The 20,730-nt window shown below is 31.0% G+C and carries 15 protein-coding genes, 1 pseudogene and 1 other annotated feature; of the genes and pseudogenes, 1 reads left to right on the top strand and 15 read right to left on the bottom strand.

The window, feature by feature from the left end; all coding sequences use genetic code 11:
- Positions 1-43: 43 nt before the first annotated feature.
- From FOC48_RS09480 to FOC48_RS09430, 11 genes are all read right to left on the bottom strand, one after another.
- Positions 44-937, bottom strand: a complete 894-nt coding sequence (locus FOC48_RS09480) for an ATP-binding cassette domain-containing protein (protein ID WP_003148078.1) — start codon at positions 935-937, stop codon at positions 44-46.
- Positions 937-1,803, bottom strand: a complete 867-nt coding sequence (locus FOC48_RS09475; protein WP_003148079.1) for an ABC transporter ATP-binding protein — start codon at positions 1,801-1,803, stop codon at positions 937-939. The genes FOC48_RS09480 and FOC48_RS09475 overlap by 1 nt, the downstream gene beginning before the upstream one ends.
- Position 1,804: 1 nt before the next feature.
- Positions 1,805-2,629: an ABC transporter permease gene (locus tag FOC48_RS09470; RefSeq protein WP_003148081.1), complete on the bottom strand. Its 825-nt coding sequence runs from the start codon at positions 2,627-2,629 to the stop codon at positions 1,805-1,807.
- A 1-nt stretch (position 2,630) separates the two neighbouring features.
- A complete protein-coding gene (locus tag FOC48_RS09465; RefSeq protein WP_003148082.1) occupies positions 2,631-3,587 on the bottom strand; it encodes an ABC transporter permease in 957 nt (318 codons plus the stop codon).
- 194 nt (positions 3,588-3,781) lie between these two features.
- On the bottom strand, positions 3,782-5,341 hold the full coding sequence (locus FOC48_RS09460) for an ABC transporter substrate-binding protein (protein ID WP_003148083.1): 1,560 nt from the start codon (positions 5,339-5,341) through the stop codon (positions 3,782-3,784).
- Positions 5,342-5,816: 475 nt separating this feature from the next.
- Complete coding sequence (locus tag FOC48_RS09455; RefSeq protein WP_003148084.1) at positions 5,817-6,980, bottom strand: 5-methyltetrahydropteroyltriglutamate--homocysteine S-methyltransferase; 1,164 nt, start codon at positions 6,978-6,980, stop codon at positions 5,817-5,819.
- A gap of 177 nt (positions 6,981-7,157) precedes the next feature.
- Entirely contained in the window at positions 7,158-7,898 is a 741-nt protein-coding gene (locus FOC48_RS09450; RefSeq protein WP_003148086.1) for a cyclase family protein, read from the bottom strand.
- 95 nt (positions 7,899-7,993) lie between these two features.
- Positions 7,994-8,241: a binding site (T-box leader), on the bottom strand.
- 142 nt (positions 8,242-8,383) lie between these two features.
- Positions 8,384-9,793, bottom strand: a complete 1,410-nt coding sequence (locus FOC48_RS09445; protein ID WP_155801267.1) for a hypothetical protein — start codon at positions 9,791-9,793, stop codon at positions 8,384-8,386.
- Complete coding sequence (locus FOC48_RS09440) at positions 9,786-10,652, bottom strand: ATP-binding cassette domain-containing protein (RefSeq protein ID WP_003148088.1); 867 nt, start codon at positions 10,650-10,652, stop codon at positions 9,786-9,788. The genes FOC48_RS09445 and FOC48_RS09440 overlap by 8 nt, the downstream gene beginning before the upstream one ends.
- On the bottom strand, positions 10,627-10,770 hold the full coding sequence (locus FOC48_RS09435; protein WP_003148089.1) for a hypothetical protein: 144 nt from the start codon (positions 10,768-10,770) through the stop codon (positions 10,627-10,629). The genes FOC48_RS09440 and FOC48_RS09435 overlap by 26 nt, the downstream gene beginning before the upstream one ends.
- Before the next feature lie 2 nt (positions 10,771-10,772).
- Positions 10,773-11,141, bottom strand: a complete 369-nt coding sequence (locus tag FOC48_RS09430; protein ID WP_003148090.1) for a GntR family transcriptional regulator — start codon at positions 11,139-11,141, stop codon at positions 10,773-10,775.
- Between the two features lie 163 nt (positions 11,142-11,304).
- Here FOC48_RS09430 and FOC48_RS09425 point away from each other — a divergent pair.
- Positions 11,305-12,722, top strand: a pseudogene (locus FOC48_RS09425) (IS3 family transposase).
- 260 nt (positions 12,723-12,982) lie between these two features.
- Here the strand turns inward: FOC48_RS09425 and FOC48_RS09420 are convergent.
- The 4 genes from FOC48_RS09420 to FOC48_RS10045 form a co-directional block, all read right to left on the bottom strand.
- Complete coding sequence (locus FOC48_RS09420; RefSeq protein ID WP_003148094.1) at positions 12,983-13,372, bottom strand: DUF4363 family protein; 390 nt, start codon at positions 13,370-13,372, stop codon at positions 12,983-12,985.
- Between the two features lie 210 nt (positions 13,373-13,582).
- Positions 13,583-13,900: a GNAT family N-acetyltransferase gene (locus tag FOC48_RS09415; RefSeq protein WP_003148095.1), complete on the bottom strand. Its 318-nt coding sequence runs from the start codon at positions 13,898-13,900 to the stop codon at positions 13,583-13,585.
- 24 nt (positions 13,901-13,924) lie between these two features.
- Positions 13,925-14,053, bottom strand: a complete 129-nt coding sequence (locus FOC48_RS10215) for a hypothetical protein (protein ID WP_003148096.1) — start codon at positions 14,051-14,053, stop codon at positions 13,925-13,927.
- Positions 14,054-14,166: 113 nt separating this feature from the next.
- A complete protein-coding gene (locus tag FOC48_RS10045) occupies positions 14,167-19,944 on the bottom strand; it encodes a Cna B-type domain-containing protein (RefSeq protein ID WP_254263180.1) in 5,778 nt (1,925 codons plus the stop codon).
- Positions 19,945-20,730 lie beyond the last annotated feature (786 nt).

Genomic DNA, 20,730 nt, shown 5'->3' with positions numbered 1-20,730 from the left:
AACTAGACTTTCTTTCTAATCTTTGAGATTGGCATTCAAATTATTATTTTAACACAAAGTGTCCTTCTTCAACTTCTTCAAATTTTTCAGTACCAGTTATTACTATTTCCTCTGCACTGACTTCAAATTCTTCGAACATCTTTCTAGCTCTTACTGGATCAATAATCGGCATAGAATTTAGAAGACGTTTTGTATAAACATGCTGTGGATTTTTCATAATCTGTTCTGTTGTTCCTAGTTCTACTAGATTACCTCTATACATTACCGCTATTCTATCTGCGATATACTCTACTACACCTAAGTTATGTGAGATGAATAAATATGTTAGAGAGAATTTTTTTTGTAAATCTTTTAATAAATTAATTACCTGTGCTTGTGTTGAAGCATCTAAGGCAGAAGTTGGTTCATCACATAGAATGAAGTCTGGTTTTGTTACAACTGCTCGAGCAATACCGATACGTTGACGTTGCCCTCCACTAAAAGCATTTGATAATTTTAGCGCGTCTTCATTAGAAATTCCAACAAACTCTAAGATTTCTAACGCCTTTTTCTTCGCAGTTTCTTTGTCTTCTTTATGTAAAGCTTCCATAACTATATCTAAGGCGCTCATTCGTGGATTTAATGATGAATATGGGTCTTGGAAAATAATTTGCATCTTACTATAAACTTCTGCAAGTTCTTTTTTTGACATTTTAGTTAAAGATTTTTCATTACCTTCTACAAAAACATCACCTGAAATAAATGGGTCTATATTTAAAATTCCCTTACCTAGAGTAGTCTTTCCACTACCAGATTCACCTACTACAGCTAGCGTCTCAGCTTTATAAATATCTAAACTAATATCATTAACCGCAATAGTTTCTTTGATTTCTTTTCCTATTCCTTTAGACTTATAAACTTTTCGTACATTTTTCAGTTTTAAATACTCTTTACTCATTACTCCACCTCTTTCAGATACTCATGAGTATCGCTAAGTTTTTGCCAAGTATAGTGTTTGTCATCTTCTTTATAATCAACAGTCAGAAGCTCATTATTAGTATTTTCTAATCTTGCTGCAGCTAGAAGTTGTTTTGTATATGGGTGTTGTGCATTGCTGAAGATTTCTTCAACATTACCTTTTTCGACAACTCTACCTCTATACATAATATACACATAGTCACACATTCCAGCTATTACACCGAAGTCGTGACTGACTAGTGCTACACTAAGTTCTGTTTCTTTTTGTAATTTCTTAATTAGAGATAAAATCTGTGCTTGAACCGTAACGTCTAGAGCAGTTGTAGGTTCATCTGCTACTAATAACTTAGGATTAGCAAGTAACGCCATGGCTATTAATATTCTTTGACGCATACCACCAGATAATTCATGTGGATATTGTTCCATTCTAAGTGGTGCGTTAAGAATACCTACTTTTTCAAGTTGCTCTATAGCTAGTTTTTTCGCATCTTCTTTAGATTTATTTTGAAATCTTTCTATTAATTCTATTAAGTGAAAACCAATTGTTCTAACTGGATCTAGTGAGGTCATAGGGTTTTGGAAAATCATAGAAATTGGTAATTTTTCACCCTTCTTGACTTCCTTTCCATCAAAGATAAACTTATCATTTTTATCAAAAATATTGTTAGGAAGAATAGACATTATGCTACGCATCAGAATACTTTTTCCACTTCCTGATTCACCAACAACACCAGTGATATGACCTTTTCTTAAATTAATATCGATACCATGTATTAGCTGTTTATCTACTTCTTTATTTGGTTTATAATTAACCGTTAGATTTTTTAATTCTACTATGTTTGTCATACTATTCTCCCTCCTTTTGAATATATTTTGTAAGTAGGTTACCAATATTATTGAATGAATAAATTGTTAACATTACAAATAATCCAGGGATAATTGCCATATGAGGTGCACGTTGTAGACTTTGTTGTGCATTTTGCAGAAGTGTTCCCCAAGAAGTCATAGGCTGTTGAATACCAAGACCTAAGAAACTAAGTGCCGCTTCTGTCATTATTGCGTTAGCTATTGAGGCACTTGCCGCTACTACTAAAGTTGGTATTATAGCTGGAATAATATGTTTCTTTAAGATAGAGATAGTTTTTACACCGCTAAATCTACTATATACTACATAATCATATTCTTTTGCCGATAGAGTTTCAGCACGAACTAATCTCGCAAGACGCATCCAAGAAAAACATCCTATTACTATAATTATTGAACCAATTCCTGGTTTTAAAAATACACTAAGTACAATTACTAATACTAACCATGGAATAGATGATAATACATCAACTAAACGCATAAGTAAACTATCAACAACTCCACCAACATAACCTGCGATAAGTCCTACTATCGTCCCAATTGTTACGGCAGTCACCATCGCCAGTAATCCTACTATAAGAGAAATACGTCCTCCATAGATTACACGAATGAAATAATCACGACCTACCTCATCAGTTCCGAATAAATGTTGTAAACTCGGTGATTGAGATAGATTCGCTACATCAGTAGCCGCTGGATCTATAGGAAGTAAAGGTGCTATTAATGATACAAACACTAATATCGCAATAAAAATAAGTGAAAAAATATAGATTTTTGAACTTTTAACTATTTTAATAAATCTTTTCATCTTACTTACCTCCTCTTCTAATTCTAGGATCTACTATTGAGTAAAGTATGTCTGAAATTAAATTACCTACTATTACTAATGTAGCTGACAGTAACATTACCGCCATTATTATAGGGTAATCTAACGCTCTAGTTGCTTGTGTGATATATGGTCCGACTCCTGGCCAACTAAATACTGTTTCTGTAATAATCGCTCCAGTTACTAACATCGGCAGTGACATACCCACTTGAGTTATTACTGGTATTAATACATTTTTTATAATGTGCCTTGTAAAGATTTGAGTTTTTGTCGCTTGAAAAGCTTGTTGAACCACTACATACTCTTCATTTGTTTGACTTAAAGCTGAAGACCTTACATAACGTGTAAGTTCTGCGAAGAATACAATTGTTAATGTTAGATAAGGCATAATAAAGTGTGGTAAGAAATCACCAAAATCATCCTCTTTACCAATTGTGTGCATTCCTATTATTGGGAATAAGTTTAATTGATATCCTAAAACATAGATGAATATCATCGCTATCCAAAATGATGGAGTAGCTATTCCTAATGAAGCCACAGCATCGATTAGTTTATCTTGCCATTTACCTTTGTTTGCTGCAGCCACTAATCCTAGTACTATTGCGATTATTAGTGCTGTTACGTACGCTGGTAATACTAATGATATTGTATTAGGGATTTTCGATAGAATTTCCTCTCCTACACTATTGTGAGTTACTAATGAGTGACCGAAATTTCCACTCAATACTTGTCCTAACCAATCCACATACTGAATTAAGAATGGTTTATTAAGTCCACTTTGCTCACGAAGAATATTAATTTCTTCTTGTGACATATTCGACGTTATCTGTGCATCGATAGCATCATATGGCGCTAAATGTATTAAAGTAAATACTATAAACGATATTACTAAAAGTAATGGTACTGCTTGTAATATACGTTTCAAAATATATCGAATCATACAATCTCCTTTAAATTTTAATTACTATATTTTTATGAAATTCATTTATAATTTATCGCAAACCTTTTTGTTGTAAATTATAAATTAACATTCCCCTTAAAACTAATAAAGCGAGGGAGATACTATAAAATCTTATATAAATAGGATTTTATCGTACTCCCCCTCACACTATATTTTATTTTCCACTACTATTACTATTTAAGAGTAATTTTTGATAAATCATCAAATGTGTAGATTGGTACTAACTTAGCATCGTTAACATTTCCAACACGTTTGTTAACCGCTAAGATTTTTTGGTTATCTACGATTGGGTACAGGTATGCTTGGTTAGCAATTTCTTGTTGAAGGTTTTTGTACACTTCTTTACGTTTAGCTTCATCTAATTCAGCTGCACCTTGTTTGAATAATCCATCAACTTTTTCACTTCTGTATTGGAAGTAATTTGAAGTACCATTTGATCCAAATAGCTTAGAGTATAAATCAGGATCGTTACCCATGATATATCCACCTAAGAATAAGTTGTAAGCTTTAGAACCAGGTTTTCTTAATTCTGTAAAGATAGCTGTCTCATCTCCACCACGTAGCTCAACATTAATTCCTACTGATTGTAATTGTTGTTGGATGAATGTTGCTTGGATAGTATTTGCAGCATCGTTACTTGCATATCCTAGGTTAAGTTTCAAGTTAGAAACTCCAGCTTCTTTTAATAGTGATTTTGCTTTTTCAACATTTTGAGTATATTTCTCTACATCATCAGTATGGAATGGATTTTTCGGTGGTAAGAATGAATAAGGGTTTTGGTAGTATTTACTGTCTAAGTAAGCAGCTTTATTCATATCTTCTTTGTTTAATGCGTATAAAATAGCTTGTCTAACTTTAACATCTTTTAATTCATCTGTGTTTGTGTTTAGTCCTAAGTATCCAATACGGTTTTCACTGTAAGGATAAGTATCGATGTTTTTAGAATCTAAATCTTTAATTGCAGCAGGTAATACATATGCTGCATCTACCTCACCTTTTTGTAATGCTACTTTTGTAGTATCAGCACTTTTAATAATACGTAGTACTACATTTTTAACTTTTGGCTTACCATTGTAATAATTTTCATTCGCTTCAAATTTAATGTATTCTCCACGTTTGTTTTCTACTAGTTTGTATGGTCCAGTTCCTACTGGTGTTTCTTTTAATTCTTTAACTGAGAAATCAGATACATTTCCATAAACGTGTTTTGGAATAATATAAGTTTCATTTGCAATGTTATTTGCTGCAGCTGCACTTGGCTCTGGGAACTTAAATACTACTGTGTAGTCATCTACTTTCTCAATAGTTATCGGTTTATCACTAATCCATAAGTTTTTGAAGTTTCCATTTTCTTTTTTAGCTTTTGTTTGATAAGTGAAAACTACATCGTCAGCTGTGAATTTTTGTCCATCAGACCATTTTACATCTTTTCTTAAGTTAACTTTTAAGCTAAGACCATCTTTTGCAAGTTCAGTAGATTCTGCTAAAGCATATTCTTTTGAACCATCTCCATTAACTTTAATTAATGGTGAGTAGATAATATTAGTCATTGTTAACCCCCAACGGTCACTAACCTTAATTGGGTTAGTTGATGATGGATCATCACTAATAGCATACGTGAAAGTATCTTTATCTTGAGAAGTGGTAATTGTGTTTTGCGTTTTTGAACTACATGCTGTTACAACACTCATTACTAACGCTAGTGCTCCTATAAACAATTTGTTCTTTTTCATTCTTTTTTCCTCCTTGATTTTAAGTCCTATTTTTCAAACTATGAAATATTTTGGTTACCCCTATTTAATAATGGTTAAATACATTTGCCTATTTGGCAGCGAGAGACTTACGTTGCTACTCATGTATTAATTAAATAGACTATATTTTATAATGTGAAAAATAAAACCAGATATTACTTATACATTGAACGAATGAAATCAATGCTAGTTTAGTTTACTGTATTATTGATAAGAAAGTCAATTTATGTGCTTACTTTTATCATTTACTTTAATTATATAATTCTCTTAATTGGGAGTGACTTAAAAATCGAGATTTTGTAGAAATCGATTTTGTCGAGTCACCCCCGCACAGTTTATTAGGTATCTAAAAAGCTTTTATAAAGCGAATTTAGATATCAATAAACCACTGCGTCTATGAATTCTCATATGAACTTTGTTAAATTTTAGGACCTTTTTGTCAGCACCTAAAGTATTATTAATTTTCTGATCCCCAAACTTCTTCTACTATTTCTTTGATTAGACCAATTTTTTTCCATTGATCTTCTTCAGCAATCACATTTCCTTCTTCAGTAGAAGCGAAGCCACATTGAGTACTTAAGTAGATATTTTCTAATGGTACATATTCGCTAGCTTCTTTAATTCTTGCGATTACTTCTTCTTTATCTTCTAAATCTGCAAATTTAGATGTAATTAATCCTAAAACAACTTTTTTATCTTTTCCAACTTTTGCTAGTGGCTTGAAATCTCCTGCACGATCTGTATCGTATTCTAAGTAGTACGCATCTACGTTTTCTACAGCTAGAAGCTCATCTTCGATATTTTGATATCCACCTTGAGAAATCCATTTAGAAGCGAAGTTACCACGACAAACGTGCGTATTAATCGCTAAGTCCTCAGGCTTACCTTCAATTACTTCATTGTTAAGAGCTAGGCAACGTGCTGCATATTCTCTACGAACTTCTTCTAAAGGACGCGCATCACGGAAACGATTCGCAAATCCATCATCAGCTAATGCTCCCCAAGTACAATCATCAAATTGTAATACACGTAATCCTTCGTTGTAAAGGTCTGCGATAACTTGTTTATAAGCTGCTACAATAGCATCTTTTAATTCTTCGAATGTTGGATAGAATTTTTCGTATCCTTTGATATGATCTTCTGTACGAATTAACTCAAAGTATAATTGTGATGGTGATGGAATTGTTAATTTTACAGTTACACCTTCTTTATTAGCTACTAAGTCTCTTAAAAATTTGTAGTGAGATACGAATGGGTGATTTTCTCCACTGATTTTTCCTGATACTTTTGCTGTATCTGGTTTAGTTTCAATTCCTTTAAATGGATATCCTTTTTCTCCTTGAACATGTTCTACACCATTAAGTCCCCAGAAGAAATCTAGATGCCAGTATGCACGACGAAATTCCCCGTCAGTTACTCCTTTTAATCCATTTTCAATTTGTTTTTCAACTAATTCTGCAATCACTTTGTCTTCTACTTTTGTTAATTCTTCTTGTGATAATTCTCCTTTTGAGAATTTCTCACGAGCTTCTACTAACTCTTTAGGTCTTAAAAATGATCCTACATGATCCACTCTATACGCTACATTTTTTACTACTTTATTTTGACATCCTTGACACATAATATTTTTCTCCTCTTGTTTAACTGATTTATTTTCTCTTTTTGTTTTATTCTTCTGACTTTATTATTTTGACCTTATTATAAACTTCCAGTTACTTTCCTCTTCAAACTTTTCTTCTTTTCTCTTTTCTAATATCTATTTTTTTTCATAAACTAAAACTTTTTTATAAAGACCGTACTATTCGTCTTCTGGTAGTATCGCTACTACTCTTACTGGTGATCCAGTTGCTTCTGTCCAGTTTGGATAAGCAATTGAAATTAATGATCCAGTTGCAGGTACTTGATCAAGATTTGCTAAAACTTCGATTTGATAAATATCTTGTTCTAGTAAGTAATACTCTTGAATAAGTCCTTCAGCAGCTGCTGTAACTCCTGAGTCAGTATCTAGAGTTTCATGCCCGACAGCTTTAACTTTTCTTTCTTTAATTAAGAATTCTAATGCATCTCTTCCCCAACCTGGAGTGTGTTGAACTTCATTTTCGTCTAGATTTCTAATTTCATCATAGCTAGGCCAACGTTTAGACCAGTCACTTCTGAATGCTACGAATGATTCTGGTAATATTTCACCATGCTCAGCTTCAAAATCAAGGATATCTTGTTTAGAAATCACATAGTCATTATTTTCTGCCACTTCTTTACTTTTATCGATTACGTATAAAGGTAATAGTAAATCTTTAAGTTCAATTTCATCTAACCAACGTCCACCTTCTACGAAGTGAATTGGTGCATCAATGTGTGTTCCATATTGACCTACTACTGAGAATTTTTGAACATAGAAACCATCTTTTAAAGTAAAGACATTTTCTTTTTCTAGGGCAGGAAGTGCTGGAAACTTAGGTGAATTTTCATCAATCTTGTGGCTTAAGTTCACCCATTTTTTATTTTTTAAAGTTTTGTAAATATTTAGTAATTCTGACATGTTACTTTCCTCCGAAATTTTGTATTATTTTGTAAGTTAAGTATCCTTGTGATTATTTTGAGAAATAAAAAAGTCCTCACAGAAGCTTACGCTTCTGCAAGGACGTCTAATCATTTACGTGTTACCACCTTACTTTATGATATTCTCACAAATATCAACTCAAAAAGTACGCATCAAATTTGATGTTATACCCTGAAGCTATAACGGGCTCACCCGTAAAGGCCTAATTATTCGACCATTAACACTCAAAGACCATTTTCAAAGTTTCCAATACGATCTCTTTTCACCAACCGAGACTCTCTTTACCATCTTTCACTTTTACTTATCTTATCGACGTGTGAATCATTAACTTGTTATTAAGTATATCAGTAAATTTTTTATGTGTCAACCATTTTTTTGAAAAATTGTGTATTTTCTCTTGAAAACTTTACAAAACTCCATAGAATTGTCGGAAAATAAAGAATGATTTCTAATTATTTTTAATTTTATACTCTTATTTTTGTTCTAACTAATTTCCAAACTATAGCTGGTATTAATAATATCGTTAATGCTAAGGATACACCTTGGCTAATAGTAAACACTTCTGTTAGCATTACCAGTGAAAAAGCAAATATTCCCATTAATAATATAAAATATCCCACTAATGACAGTCTTTCTATTGTGAAAAATTCACCTTCTTTTTCTACATTGTGTATTTTATAAACCTTACTTGCTAACAGCATAATTATTGTTAAAATAACTAGATAAATAATAATATTCTTCCAAGGAGTGTAGCCGAAATAATAAAATATTGGCATCCTTGGTATATTATTAAGAAACGGTCCATCTGGAAGATAATTTACAAAGAACAATCTTCCTATAGCAATCCACACTCCCAATGGATAATATATCAGTGTAAGAGCCGGAATATACATCGCACCTATGCTTAATATACTTCCACAAAAACTTGATAAAATAGCTCCTAATAATACTAGACCTATTCCCAGTATATATACTTTATTGTTTATTTCAAATACCGCTGACACGTTATAAATTTCTCCTAACAAACTATTGCTTATAACCGCTATATTAACTAGACCTGTTAAAATATAAGTAACTATTAAAGTTAAAAATGATAAAATTACTTTGGCAAAATATACTTTCTCTTTTTCATAAGGTAAGCTCGCTACAAATTTACCAAAATTAGTATGATATTCAACTCCAAAGATTAACAACGGGATTAAAGTTATCAAAATATAATAACCAATATTAGTTCCTTCGCTAAACATAGTTTCTTTCAACTTAACTTTACTAGCTTCTAAATTTTCTTTTAAGAAGGTTAATGTTTTTACATTACTAATATCTAATGCTGGTGGATATACTTTATCTAATTCCTCTTGTTTATCAAAGTACTCCTTGCTACCGGGTTGCATTCGTGACCATTCTTTATATTTAGGAACGTTATTCAGTTCTTCTTCAGTTAAGTATTGTTTGTATTTTTCACTTCCTCCACCTGTAAGTACATTTAGATCCTCATTGTTAGTATAAAATGTCCATATTGGAGAACTTGGAAAATTATGTAAATATGCTCCAACCGCATAAGAATGTTTCATCTCATCTAATTTTTCTTTTGACAATTTTTCTTTATAATTTTTCTGATATTCTTCTTTTAACTTATACAGTTCGTGTGTTTTTTGATTTAATTCATCATTAGATGCTCCTTTTCTTATTTCCAATTCCTTAGCTATGCCTGTTGTTAATTGAAAATCATAAGCTGCAACTCCATTTTTTAATTCATTTAATCGCTTATTAGTAGTTGTAGCAGCAAATGTCGAAAAAGCAATTAATAGTATAATTAACATTATTGAATATTGTTTTAAGTATATACGAATGATTTTTAAAATATCTTTACACATTTTCATCTTCCCCTTTACTATTTAATAAAAAGATATCCTCTAATACAATAGGTAGTTTATCATATTGAAGAAGATCTTCATCTTGAATAATGTCATGAGTAGCATCATAACTTCCCCTCACAATAACCACATAAACTCTTCCAATATTGCTAATAATTCTTAAATTAGGATTACAACGTAACTCCTCTGGTATCTTTTCTTGATACACCAATTGATATTTACTATACTCATCCTTATTAATTTCTTCACCTATTCCAATTCCATCATCTAAATAGACAACCTTATCACTTATATTTTCTAAAGCATTTAATTGGTGACTACTAATTAATAATCCAATCCCATCACTTTGAGCATCCAAAATATAGTCAACTATCATTTTAGTATTTATCACATCTATTCCGTCTAACGGTTCATCTAAAAAGATAAACCTTGTTCGACATGAAATCCCCAAAATCAAACTAAAAATGGCTAATTGTCCTTTTGATAATTCAGATAATCTGCTAGTCTGTAATAATTTAATTTTTTCTAATTCTGTTTTAAAATATTGTTCATCAAAATTTTCATAGGCTAATTTGTAAAATTCACAAACCTTTTTAATTTTAGAATTTTTGAAATAATCGAATCTATCCGGTATATAAATCAGTTGTTTTCTTATATTTTTATTATCTATGCCTTCAATTTCTATTTCCCCAGAATCTTGACTATATATTCCTGATAAAATCTCTAATAAAGTTGTTTTCCCACTTCCATTTCTACCAACAAGTGCTACAATTTCTCCAGCATTTACAGTAAAACTAACATTATTTAATACTTTCTTTATTGAAAATTTTTTATTAATATTCTTTATCGCAAGTTTCATAATTTTTCTCCTTTAGCTTTTCAGAAATCACTTCACACAATTTCTCCATCGATAATCCCAAAAATCTCCATTCCATGATTAATTCTTTTAACTTTACATCTATCTTCTTATTATTCATTATTAATCATCCTTTCGAAATTCTAACTTAATTTTTTCTAATAAATCTTCTTCCGAGATTCCCCTTATCTTTACTTCCCTAACCAATTCTTCAATTATAGAATCTATTAATTTATAATTTGGGATAATACTATCAAAGTTATTAGTGATAAAAGTACCTTTCCCTACAATTGTTATAATTATTTTTTCACTTTCCAGCTGTTGAAAAGCTTTTTGTATCGTACTAACATTGACACCTAACATTTTAGAAAATTCTCTTACCGATGGTAATTTATCTCCCTCTTGCAATAAGTTTTTGCTTATCATAGATTTAGTTTGATCTACTATTTGTTTATAAATTGGTTTATCTGATAATGAATCAATTTTAAACATAGTAACCTCCTTTCTAAGTGTACCACTATCCACCATACATCTTTCACTTAAAGTGTACCACACCTCACCATACATTGCAAATAAAAAAAAAGACATAATAATAAATGTACCGACCCCAAAAAGTTAGACCAAAAAATCTAACTTTTTGGAGGTCGATATTTTTATGATTAAATATAATTTTGAATTTAAAAAGAAAGTCGTACTAGAGTATATAAATGAAAATATAAGCATAAGATCGTTAGCGAAAAAGTATGCTATAAAATCTCATAATAATATTGAAGTTTGGGTTGCCAAATATAAGAAATATGGAGATGAAGGATTACGTCGTTCTAGAAAAAATGAAGAATATTCTTTCGAAAAAAAGATATTTGTTGTAGAATTATACTTAACAAGTGAACTCTCATACAATGACATAGCTTTACAAGAAGGTATAAATAATCCAGCACTTATTTGTAACTGGGTTAATCGCTTTAGAGTAGCTGGTCCTGATGCATTGAGAGAACGAAGGAAAGGTCGGGAAATCTCAATGGCTAAATCAACTAAAAAGTTAAGTAAGGAAACAACAAGTCAAACCACAATTGATAATATATCTAAAGAATATGTAAAAGAATTAGAAGATCAATTACTACAACTAAGGATAGAAAATGCATTTTTAAAAGAAGCGAGGAGATTGCGTTTAGCGGAAGAAGCAGAAATGAAAAGAAGGCGCGAATTATAAGCAGTCTCCGAGGAGAATTCATACTTAAAGACCTTCTTTTATATGCAAAAATGCCAAAAGCAACGTATATGTACTGGCAGAAGAGATTCGATAGAGTTAATCCAAATAAAGAAATTGAAGAGAAAATATTAGAAATAAGAAAGAATAACAAAGATTATGGTTATAGACGTGGTGCATTACGTAATTTAGGATATATTATAAACAAAAAGAAAGTTCAAAGAATTATACAAAAATTAGGATTACAGGTTACATCATTCACTAGAAAAAGTAGAAAATACAATTCATATAAAGGGAAAATTAGAAAAACAGCTAAGAATAGAATTAGAAGACGATTCAATACTAATATTCCACATTAGAAAATCACTACAGACACAACTGAATTTAAATATTATGAAGTTAGTGAGAGAGGTAAATTAGTAGTAAAGAAACTTTATTTAGACCCATTTATGGATATATATAATGGTGAGATAATAAGCTATAGTATAAGTGAGAGCCCATCAGCTAAAAATATAATGGATGCGCTAGAAAAAGCTATTAAAGTCACAGCTAAATCCCCTTATAGGAGAACTTTCCACTCTGATCAAGGATGGGCTTATCAAATGAAGGCATACTCGAAAAGGTTAAAAGAAGAACGTATTTACCAAAGTATGTCTAGAAAAGCAAATTGTTTGGATAATTCGATAATGGAGAATTTCTTCGGAATATTAAAACAAGAGATATACTATGGAACAACATATAATAGTTATAGGGAACTGAAATTAGCTATTGAAAAATATATAAAATATTATAATGAAGAGAGAATAAAAGAGAAACTAGGATGGTTAAGTCCTAAGCAATATAGAATAAAACATATGACTGTATAAATATAAAAAAGATAGCGTCGCAGTCATTATAACTACTACGCTATCCTAAGTCTAACTTTTTGGGGTCAGATCAATCACTATCATCTCTATAAATCAATTCCATATTATAAATTTTATTTATTTTTTAAATAGTCTCTTTTTTCTTTTTTAAACTCACTAAGCAATTTCTCTAACTCTGGTAGAGATCCTGTATTGACGAGTTTACCTTTGCCTTTAATTTTTTGATTATTTGATACTTCTTTATCTGTAGATTTTAAGAATTAAATATAACGTTCACAAGCTTCTTTTAATTTTATTCCAGATTTCTTCACTTTAGCATAATTAGTTGAATCGTCTTTTTCATCAATGTCTATATGTCCAGTTAGTCCTTCAAAAACTTTTTCCAATTCTTCTAAGTCACTAGATTCCAAAACTAGTTTTGAATTATGTTTATACTTTGCATATAATCTTTGTATTGTCTCAATATCCTTATTTAATTCTTCAAATTTATACGTCTCTATCTGAATAATATTAGCTTTTTTTGCAAAATCAGCAGATTCTTTTGCAGAATTGGCAGATTGACTACTATACCATAGACTGAAAATAGCAACAATCAGAGCTAAAACATTTATTATCCATCCATAATCTTCTAAACTCTTACCCTTCTTCATTTCTATATCCCTTTCTCGTTAATCTATATTTACAGTGTATCACATAATTATTTTTTAGCATAGTGATATTATAAATTAACTTATACTTAAGTTTCGTTTGTTAAAAGTTCCTTTTATAAAATATAACAATATAGATAATTCTATTTTTCTCCATCAATTGAATTTAACAAAGAGTCTATTTTTGTTGATAATTTCATAATTCAAAATTTATTATTCTCCAAGGTATTTGATATATATTTGACATGGATTCCATTCATCCCATAGAGTAGGAAAACATTCCAATTCTTTATAGCCCATCGCTATATAAAACTTATTGGTAATATCATACTCTTTGTAGCAACCTGTCTTAACTGTTTTCACCTGTGAGTATGTATATCCTAATTTTTTAGCCAAGATTTCAAATGCATTGTTCAATTTTAATCCAATACCCATTCTATGAAATTTCTTCTTAACACCCATAACAAAAATATCTGCACAATCCTTACTCGTTGCATTTAAAACAATATAACCTGCGACTTCATCATTCACATAAAAAGCCAATAATGGTTTATCTTACGAATCTATAATATAATTTTCTGTGCTTTCAGGAAGTCCAAACCATTCTGGTAAATCATAAAGTACTTCCTTGGATATCTCTTCTTTTTCTTCCTTATTTATAACTTCTCTAATTTCTATTTTCATCTTTTCCTCAATAAATTCTAATTTATTTATCCCATCCTAATTGTATCATAAAAAATCAAAAATACGAGACATATTTTGGCTCTATGTCTCGTATTTCTCGTATAAACTATTTATTAATTAGTTTTATTTTTTCTTCTAGCTAATACCAATCCTGTTAATGCAGCTAAAAATCCTAATCCACCTAGTTCAGTTGATGTGCTTCCTGTATTAGGTAATTTTGGTTTAGGTGGGATATAAGTATTTTTCAGATTATAACCATCTATAGTTTTCTTATATCCAGCAACTGCTTCTTCATCTATACTGTATGTGATTTCTTTTCCGTTTTCATATTTCGGTAGATCGTTAAACTCGTAGTTCCAGTTGTCTTTTGTTACTTCTTTTTCTGTTACTTTTGTTGTTTGTCCGTCTACTGTTTTGTTTAGGATTACTTTAATCTTGTCTGGGCGTTTTCCGTCTTGGTTATTTGCGTCATCCCATGTTTTTGTTCCTGCTACACTTACTTTTTCTGGTGTATGTGTGTTTTTCAGGTTATATCCTTCTACTGATTTTTCGTATCCTGGTACGGCTTCTTCATCTATACTGTATGTGATTTCTTTTCCGTTTTCATATTTTGGTAGATCGTTAAACTCGTAGTTCCAGTTATCTTTTGTTACTTCTTTTTCTGTTACTTTTGTTGTTTGTCCGTCTACTGTTTTATTTAGGATTACTTTAATCTTGTCTGGGCGTTTTCCGTCTTGGTTATTTGCGTCATCCCATGTTTTTGTTCCTGCTACACTTACTTTTTCTGGTGTATATTTATTTTTCAAATTATAACCATCTGTTGATTTTTCATATCCTGGTACAGCCTCTTCATCTATACTGTATGTGATTTCTTTTCCGTTTTCATATTTTGGTAGATCGTTAAACTCGTAGTTCCAGTTGTCTTTTGTTACTTCTTTTTCTGTTACTTTTGTTGTTTGTCCATCTACTGTTTTGTTTAGGATTACTTTGATTTTATCTGGACGTTTCCCATCTTGGTTATTTCCATCATCCCATGTTTTTGTTCCTGCTACACTTACTTTTTCTGGTGTATAACTATTTTTAAGATTGTAGCCTGTAACTTCTTTTTCATATCCTGGTATGGCTTCTTCATCTATACTGTATGTGATTTCTTTTCCGTTTTCATATTTTGGTAGATCGTTAAACTCGTAGTTCCAGTTGTCTTTTGTTACTTCTTTTTCTGTTACTTTTGTTGTTTGTCCGTCTACTGTTTTATTTAGGATTACTTTAATCTTGTCTGGGCGTTTCCCATCTTGGTTATTTGCGTCATTCCATGTTTTTGTTCCTGCTACACTTACTTTTTCTGGTGTATAACTATTTTTAAGATTGTAGCCTGTAACTTCTTTTTCATATCCTGGTACGGCTTCTTCATCTATACTGTATGTGATTTCTTTTCCGTTTTCATATTTTGGTAGATCGTTAAACTCGTAGTTCCAGTTGTCTTTTGTTACTTCTTTTTCTGTTACTTTTGTTGTTTGTCCGTCTACTGTTTTGTTTAGGATTACTTTAATCTTGTCTGGGCGTTTTCCGTCTTGGTTGTTTGCGTCATCCCATGTTTTTGTTCCTGCTACACTTACTTTTTCTGGTGTATAACTATTTTTAAGATTGTAGCCTGTAACTTCTTTTTCATATCCTGGTATGGCTTCTTCATCTATACTGTATGTGATTTCTTTTCCGTTTTCATATTTTGGTAGATCGTTAAACTCGTAGTTCCAGTTGTCTTTTGTTACTTCTTTTTCTGTTACTTTTGTTGTTTGTCCGTCTACTATTTTATTTAGGATTACTTTAATCTTGTCTGGGCGTTTCCCATCTTGGTTATTTGCGTCATTCCATGTTTTTGTTCCTGATACACTTACTTTTTCTGGTGTATAACTATTTTTAAGATTGTAGCCTGTAACTTCTTTTTCGTATCCTGGTACGGCTTCTTCATCTATACTATATGTGATTTCTTTTCCGTTTTCATATTTTGGTAGATCGTTAAACTCGTAGTTCCAGTTGTCTTTTGTTACTTCTTTTTCTGTTACTTTTGTTGTTACACCGTCTACTGTTTTATTTAGGATTACTTTAATCTTGTCTGGACGTTTTCCATCTTGGTTATTTGAGTCATCCCATGTTTTTGTTCCTTGAACATTTACAACTTCTGGTGTATGACTATTTTTAAGATTGTAGCCTGTAACTTCTTTTTCGTATCCTGGTACGGCTTCTTCATCTATACTATATGTGATTTCTTTTCCATTTTCATATTTTGGTAGATCGTTAAACTCGTAGTTCCAGTTATCTTTTGTTACTTCTTTTTCTGTTACTTTTGTTGTTTGTCCGTCTACTGTTTTATTTAGGATTACTTTAATCTTGTCTGGGCGTTTTCCGTCTTGGTTGTTTGAGTCATCCCATGTTTTTGTTCCTGCTACACTTACTTTTTCTGGTGTATAACTATTTTTAAGATTGTAGCCTGTAACTTCTTTTTCGTATCCTGGTACGGCTTCTTCATCTATACTATATGTGATTTCTTTTCCGTTTTCATATTTTGGTAGATCGTTAAACTCGTAGTTCCAGTTGTCTTTTGTTACTTCTTTTTCTGTTACTTTTGTTGTTTGTCCGTCTACCGTTTTGTTTAGGATTACTTTAATCTTGTCTGGACGTTTTCCATCTTGGTTATTTGAGTCATCCCATGTTTTTGTTCCTTGAACATTTACAACTTCTGGTGTATGACTATTTTTAAGATTGTAGCCTGTAACTTCTTTTTCGTATCCTGGTACGGCTTCTTCATCTATACTATATGTGATTTCTTTTCCGTTTTCATATTTTGGTAGATCGTTAAACTCGTAGTTCCAGTTGTCTTTTGTTACTTCTTTTTCTGTTACTTTTGTTGTTTGTCCGTCTACTGTTTTATTTAGGATTACTTTAATCTTGTCTGGGCGTTTTCCGTCTTGGTTGTTTGAGTCATCCCATGTTTTTGTTCCTGCTACACTTACTTTTTCTGGTGTATAACTATTTTTAAGATTGTAGCCTGTAACTTCTTTTTCGTATCCTGGTACGGCTTCTTCATCTATACTATATGTGATTTCTTTTCCGTTTTCATATTTTGGTAGATCGTTAAACTCGTAGTTCCAGTTGTCTTTTGTTACTTCTTTTTCTGTTACTTTTGTTGTTTGTCCGTCTACCGTTTTGTTTAGGATTACTTTAATCTTGTCTGGACGTTTTCCATCTTGGTTATTTGAGTCATCCCATGTTTTTGTTCCTTGAACATTTACAACTTCTGGTGTATGACTATTTTTAAGATTGTAGCCTGTAACTTCTTTTTCGTATCCTGGTACGGCTTCTTCATCTATACTATATGTGATTTCTTTTCCGTTTTCATATTTTGGTAGATCGTTAAACTCGTAGTTCCAGTTGTCTTTTGTTACTTCTTTTTCTGTTACTTTTGTTGTTTGTCCGTCTACTGTTTTATTTAGGATTACTTTAATCTTGTCTGGGCGTTTTCCGTCTTGGTTATTTGCGTCATCCCATGTTTTTGTTCCTGATACATTTATTACTTCTGGTGTGTAGCTGTTTGTAATAGTAAGTCCAGTCTTCGCTTCTCCGCTTATTACTGAAGTATATCTTGCCGGAACATTTACTTCTGCTATTGTATACTTAATAGGTACTCCACCTTTATCTGCATCTAAATTAGTAAATTTCGCTGTCCAATTATTTCCTGCATTTAATTCTACCGTTTTGTTAGTCTCGTTTCCATCAGCTAAAAGTTTTACAATAATTGATTCTGGACGTTTCCCATCTTGATTATCTGCATCTTTCCAAGCTTTAGTTACTGAAATTTCAGTTTTAGCTGGTGTGTATATATTAGTAAATTTAACTTGATCTGGTTGTTTTGATACTTCTACTTTTAGTTTATTAGTAGCGTTATCTTTCGTTATTGTTACTTCTACTTCATACTCAGTTTCATCATATGTTATTCCTGTCTCAGAACCCTTTACTTCCGAAATTTTGTATTTATGTTTTCCTATTTGTGCTTCTGTATATGTTAGAGCCTTGAATTTAACATCTCCGTTCGCTGCATTCTTCACTGTTTCTATAACTTCACCATTTTCTTTTTTCAATGTGAAACTATATTTTTCTGCTTCTAACGCTTTCCCTTCTAGTGTTTTCTTAGCCCCTAATTCTACTGATACATCTGCTGCTGGTGTGTATCTGTTAGTAAATTTAACTTGATCTGGTTGTTTTGATACTTCTGCTTTTAGTTTGTTTGTAGCGTTATCTGTTGTTACCGTTACTACTACTTCATGTTCAGTTTGATCGTACGTTATACCCTGTTCATTTCCTTGAACCTCAGAGATTTTGTATTTATAAGTTCCTTCTTGATCATAAGTCAGAGCTTTGAATTTAACATCTCCATTCGCTGCGTTTTCCACTGTTTCTATAATTTCACCATTTTCTTTTTTCAATGTAAAGCTATATTTGTTTGCTTCTAACGCCTTTCCTTCAAGTGTTTTCTTAGCACCTAACTCTACTGACGCTTTTATTTTTGCATTTGTCGCTGTCCAGAATAACGCCTCTCCTTCGACTACTGTTATTTCTCGCTCCGTTTCATCAAGTTCATAACCCTTAGGTGCTTTAGTTTCTTTAATTTTATACACACCTGGGTCAAGTTTATCAGAAACTGCTTCTCCTTGTGCATTTGTTTTTAATGTAAAAGTAGACCCATCTGCTATCTTTGTAACTAAGAACTCAGCATCAGGTAATTTAATTTTATTATTTTTTTCATCTATTTTAAAGATTTTAATTTTTTGAGTTAAATCACCTTGTCCACCGCCACCAGCTTCTGAATTTTTAAACCACGCTCGCGATATTTCATCTTTCTCTGTACTATGAAATACTCCCTCATTTCTTAACATCAGTTGTGGAGTATATGTAGATCTATACTCAAAAAGATACTGCTTACCATTTATATCCCCAAATTTTTTACTTAAATCAAATATAAACCTTGTATTATTATCAAAGAAATGTAAAAAATCTTTTAATTCATCATAATTATGAGTACTAACAACTCTTGTTGTATTTCCAAACTCATTATATTCAACCTTATGTATCACAAAAGAATTTACAATATAATGAATCTCCGGTGGCAAAGATCCTGTATTTACATAAAGTTTATCTGATATTGTCACATTTTTGTAATTTCCTTTTTTATGGTTGACACGTAAAACCCATTTAGCTTCGTCTTCTTTTCCAGGAACTTTTTCTCCCCATTTAGCAAATGTTTCATTTTCAATAATAGGTTTTTTCCCTATTTTAATATCAACAGAAGTTGGAACGCCTCCGATTGAAACAATAATTACGTTGTTTTCACCTTCTTTTATTTTATCAAAAGCGAATCTTGCTTGTAGATACAAATTACCTTTTACGTTTTCTTTATTTTCTACATACTTTGTAAATGTAACTTTTACTGTTCCACCACCGTTTTCACCATTAGAATTAACATGCGCATTGGCGATAACAGTCTTACCATCTGGTGTATAAAGTGGAAAATCTACTGTCGGACCATCTGTTGGATATTTAAATTTGTCGGGTAATGTAACTATAAAATAATCCCCTTCTTTTAATTTGTTTCCATACGAACTTGCATCCCAGTCCATATCTAGTCGAAATTGGTTCCAATAACCATATTCCTGCCCAGGTGGAACAGCACTACCATCAGTATTTTTAATTTCAAATCTAGTTATTTTTGTGTTAACACGATTTGCTTCTTCTGCTTTTACAACTGATAAACTGCTATTTTGCAGCAGAATTCCTAAAAGCAGTGAAAAAGCTAAAAACAACTTAAATGCTTTTTTAATAATTTTATTCTTTATCATTATAACTTTATCTCCTAATATTTTTATTACTTCATAATATTTTTTATTACTTCATACCTACTACCCCTTAAATACTTACTTAATTTCTACTTTATAAATACTGTAAATTAATTTTTGTGAAAAACGTCACTATTAACTTTTATTTTCTATTCCAACTTTTTGTTGCCATATTTTTGTTATCATGTTAAAGTTGTTATTTCTTATTACTAAGGAGTATAATATAAAAGCAGTGTCTCTTAGACAAAATTGTATGATTGCAATAAACTTTCCCACTACATTAAAATATAAAGTTAATTATGCTTATTAATTTTTATAGCCAGTCTACTTAGCTCTTTTTATTTCAAAAGATATAGTTATCATCTCTATAATCATAATGTTTTTCTTTTTTAACAACTCTATTTTTTACAAAAATACAACTTTGCTTGGCTAAGATTATATCATAATTATCACTTAATGTCTAATTACCAAATTTAAAAACTTTAAATTAATAAATTACGATAATATCAATTAAATTAAGTCTTATATTCATAAAGCAAACTTTAATATTAAGTATAGAATATAATTATTAATTATTTTATTTATCATTTTTCTGCTCATATAGTTTTAATTACTAGATAAATTAAATAAGAAATATTTTGTCACTCTAATATTCCCCTAATATAATCCACTTATATTTTTTATTTTTATTCTTATCTTTTCTTTGATTAAACTCTTTGCTTATCTCTCCAAACTGTTTATATACTTTCACAATTAAGCTTAGTTCTTACTTACTTAATGAAAACAAAA

This window comes from Gemella haemolysans (assembly GCF_012273215.1).
GTDB lineage: Bacteria > Bacillota > Bacilli > Staphylococcales > Gemellaceae > Gemella > Gemella haemolysans_A.
Note: the sequence above shows the minus strand (reverse complement) of the source record. Positions and strands in the feature narration are given on the sequence as shown.

Excerpts from the sequence above, each read along its gene's own strand:
- FOC48_RS09480 (WP_003148078.1), bottom strand. The coding sequence starts at position 937 with ATGAGTAAAGAGTATTTAAAACTGAAAAATGTACGAAAAGTTTATAAG.
- FOC48_RS09475 (WP_003148079.1), bottom strand. The coding sequence starts at position 1,803 with ATGACAAACATAGTAGAATTAAAAAATCTAACGGTTAATTATAAACCA.
- FOC48_RS09470 (WP_003148081.1), bottom strand. The coding sequence starts at position 2,629 with ATGAAAAGATTTATTAAAATAGTTAAAAGTTCAAAAATCTATATTTTT.
- FOC48_RS09465 (WP_003148082.1), bottom strand. The coding sequence starts at position 3,587 with ATGATTCGATATATTTTGAAACGTATATTACAAGCAGTACCATTACTT.
- FOC48_RS09460 (WP_003148083.1), bottom strand. The coding sequence starts at position 5,341 with ATGAAAAAGAACAAATTGTTTATAGGAGCACTAGCGTTAGTAATGAGT.
- FOC48_RS09455 (WP_003148084.1), bottom strand. The coding sequence starts at position 6,980 with ATGTGTCAAGGATGTCAAAATAAAGTAGTAAAAAATGTAGCGTATAGA.
- FOC48_RS09450 (WP_003148086.1), bottom strand. The coding sequence starts at position 7,898 with ATGTCAGAATTACTAAATATTTACAAAACTTTAAAAAATAAAAAATGG.
- FOC48_RS09445 (WP_155801267.1), bottom strand. The coding sequence starts at position 9,793 with ATGTGTAAAGATATTTTAAAAATCATTCGTATATACTTAAAACAATAT.
- FOC48_RS09440 (WP_003148088.1), bottom strand. The coding sequence starts at position 10,652 with ATGAAACTTGCGATAAAGAATATTAATAAAAAATTTTCAATAAAGAAA.
- FOC48_RS09435 (WP_003148089.1), bottom strand. The coding sequence starts at position 10,770 with ATGAATAATAAGAAGATAGATGTAAAGTTAAAAGAATTAATCATGGAA.
- FOC48_RS09430 (WP_003148090.1), bottom strand. The coding sequence starts at position 11,141 with ATGTTTAAAATTGATTCATTATCAGATAAACCAATTTATAAACAAATA.
- FOC48_RS09420 (WP_003148094.1), bottom strand. The coding sequence starts at position 13,372 with ATGAAGAAGGGTAAGAGTTTAGAAGATTATGGATGGATAATAAATGTT.
- FOC48_RS10215 (WP_003148096.1), bottom strand. The coding sequence starts at position 14,053 with ATGAAAATAGAAATTAGAGAAGTTATAAATAAGGAAGAAAAAGAAGAG.
- FOC48_RS10045 (WP_254263180.1), bottom strand. The coding sequence starts at position 19,944 with ATGATAAAGAATAAAATTATTAAAAAAGCATTTAAGTTGTTTTTAGCT.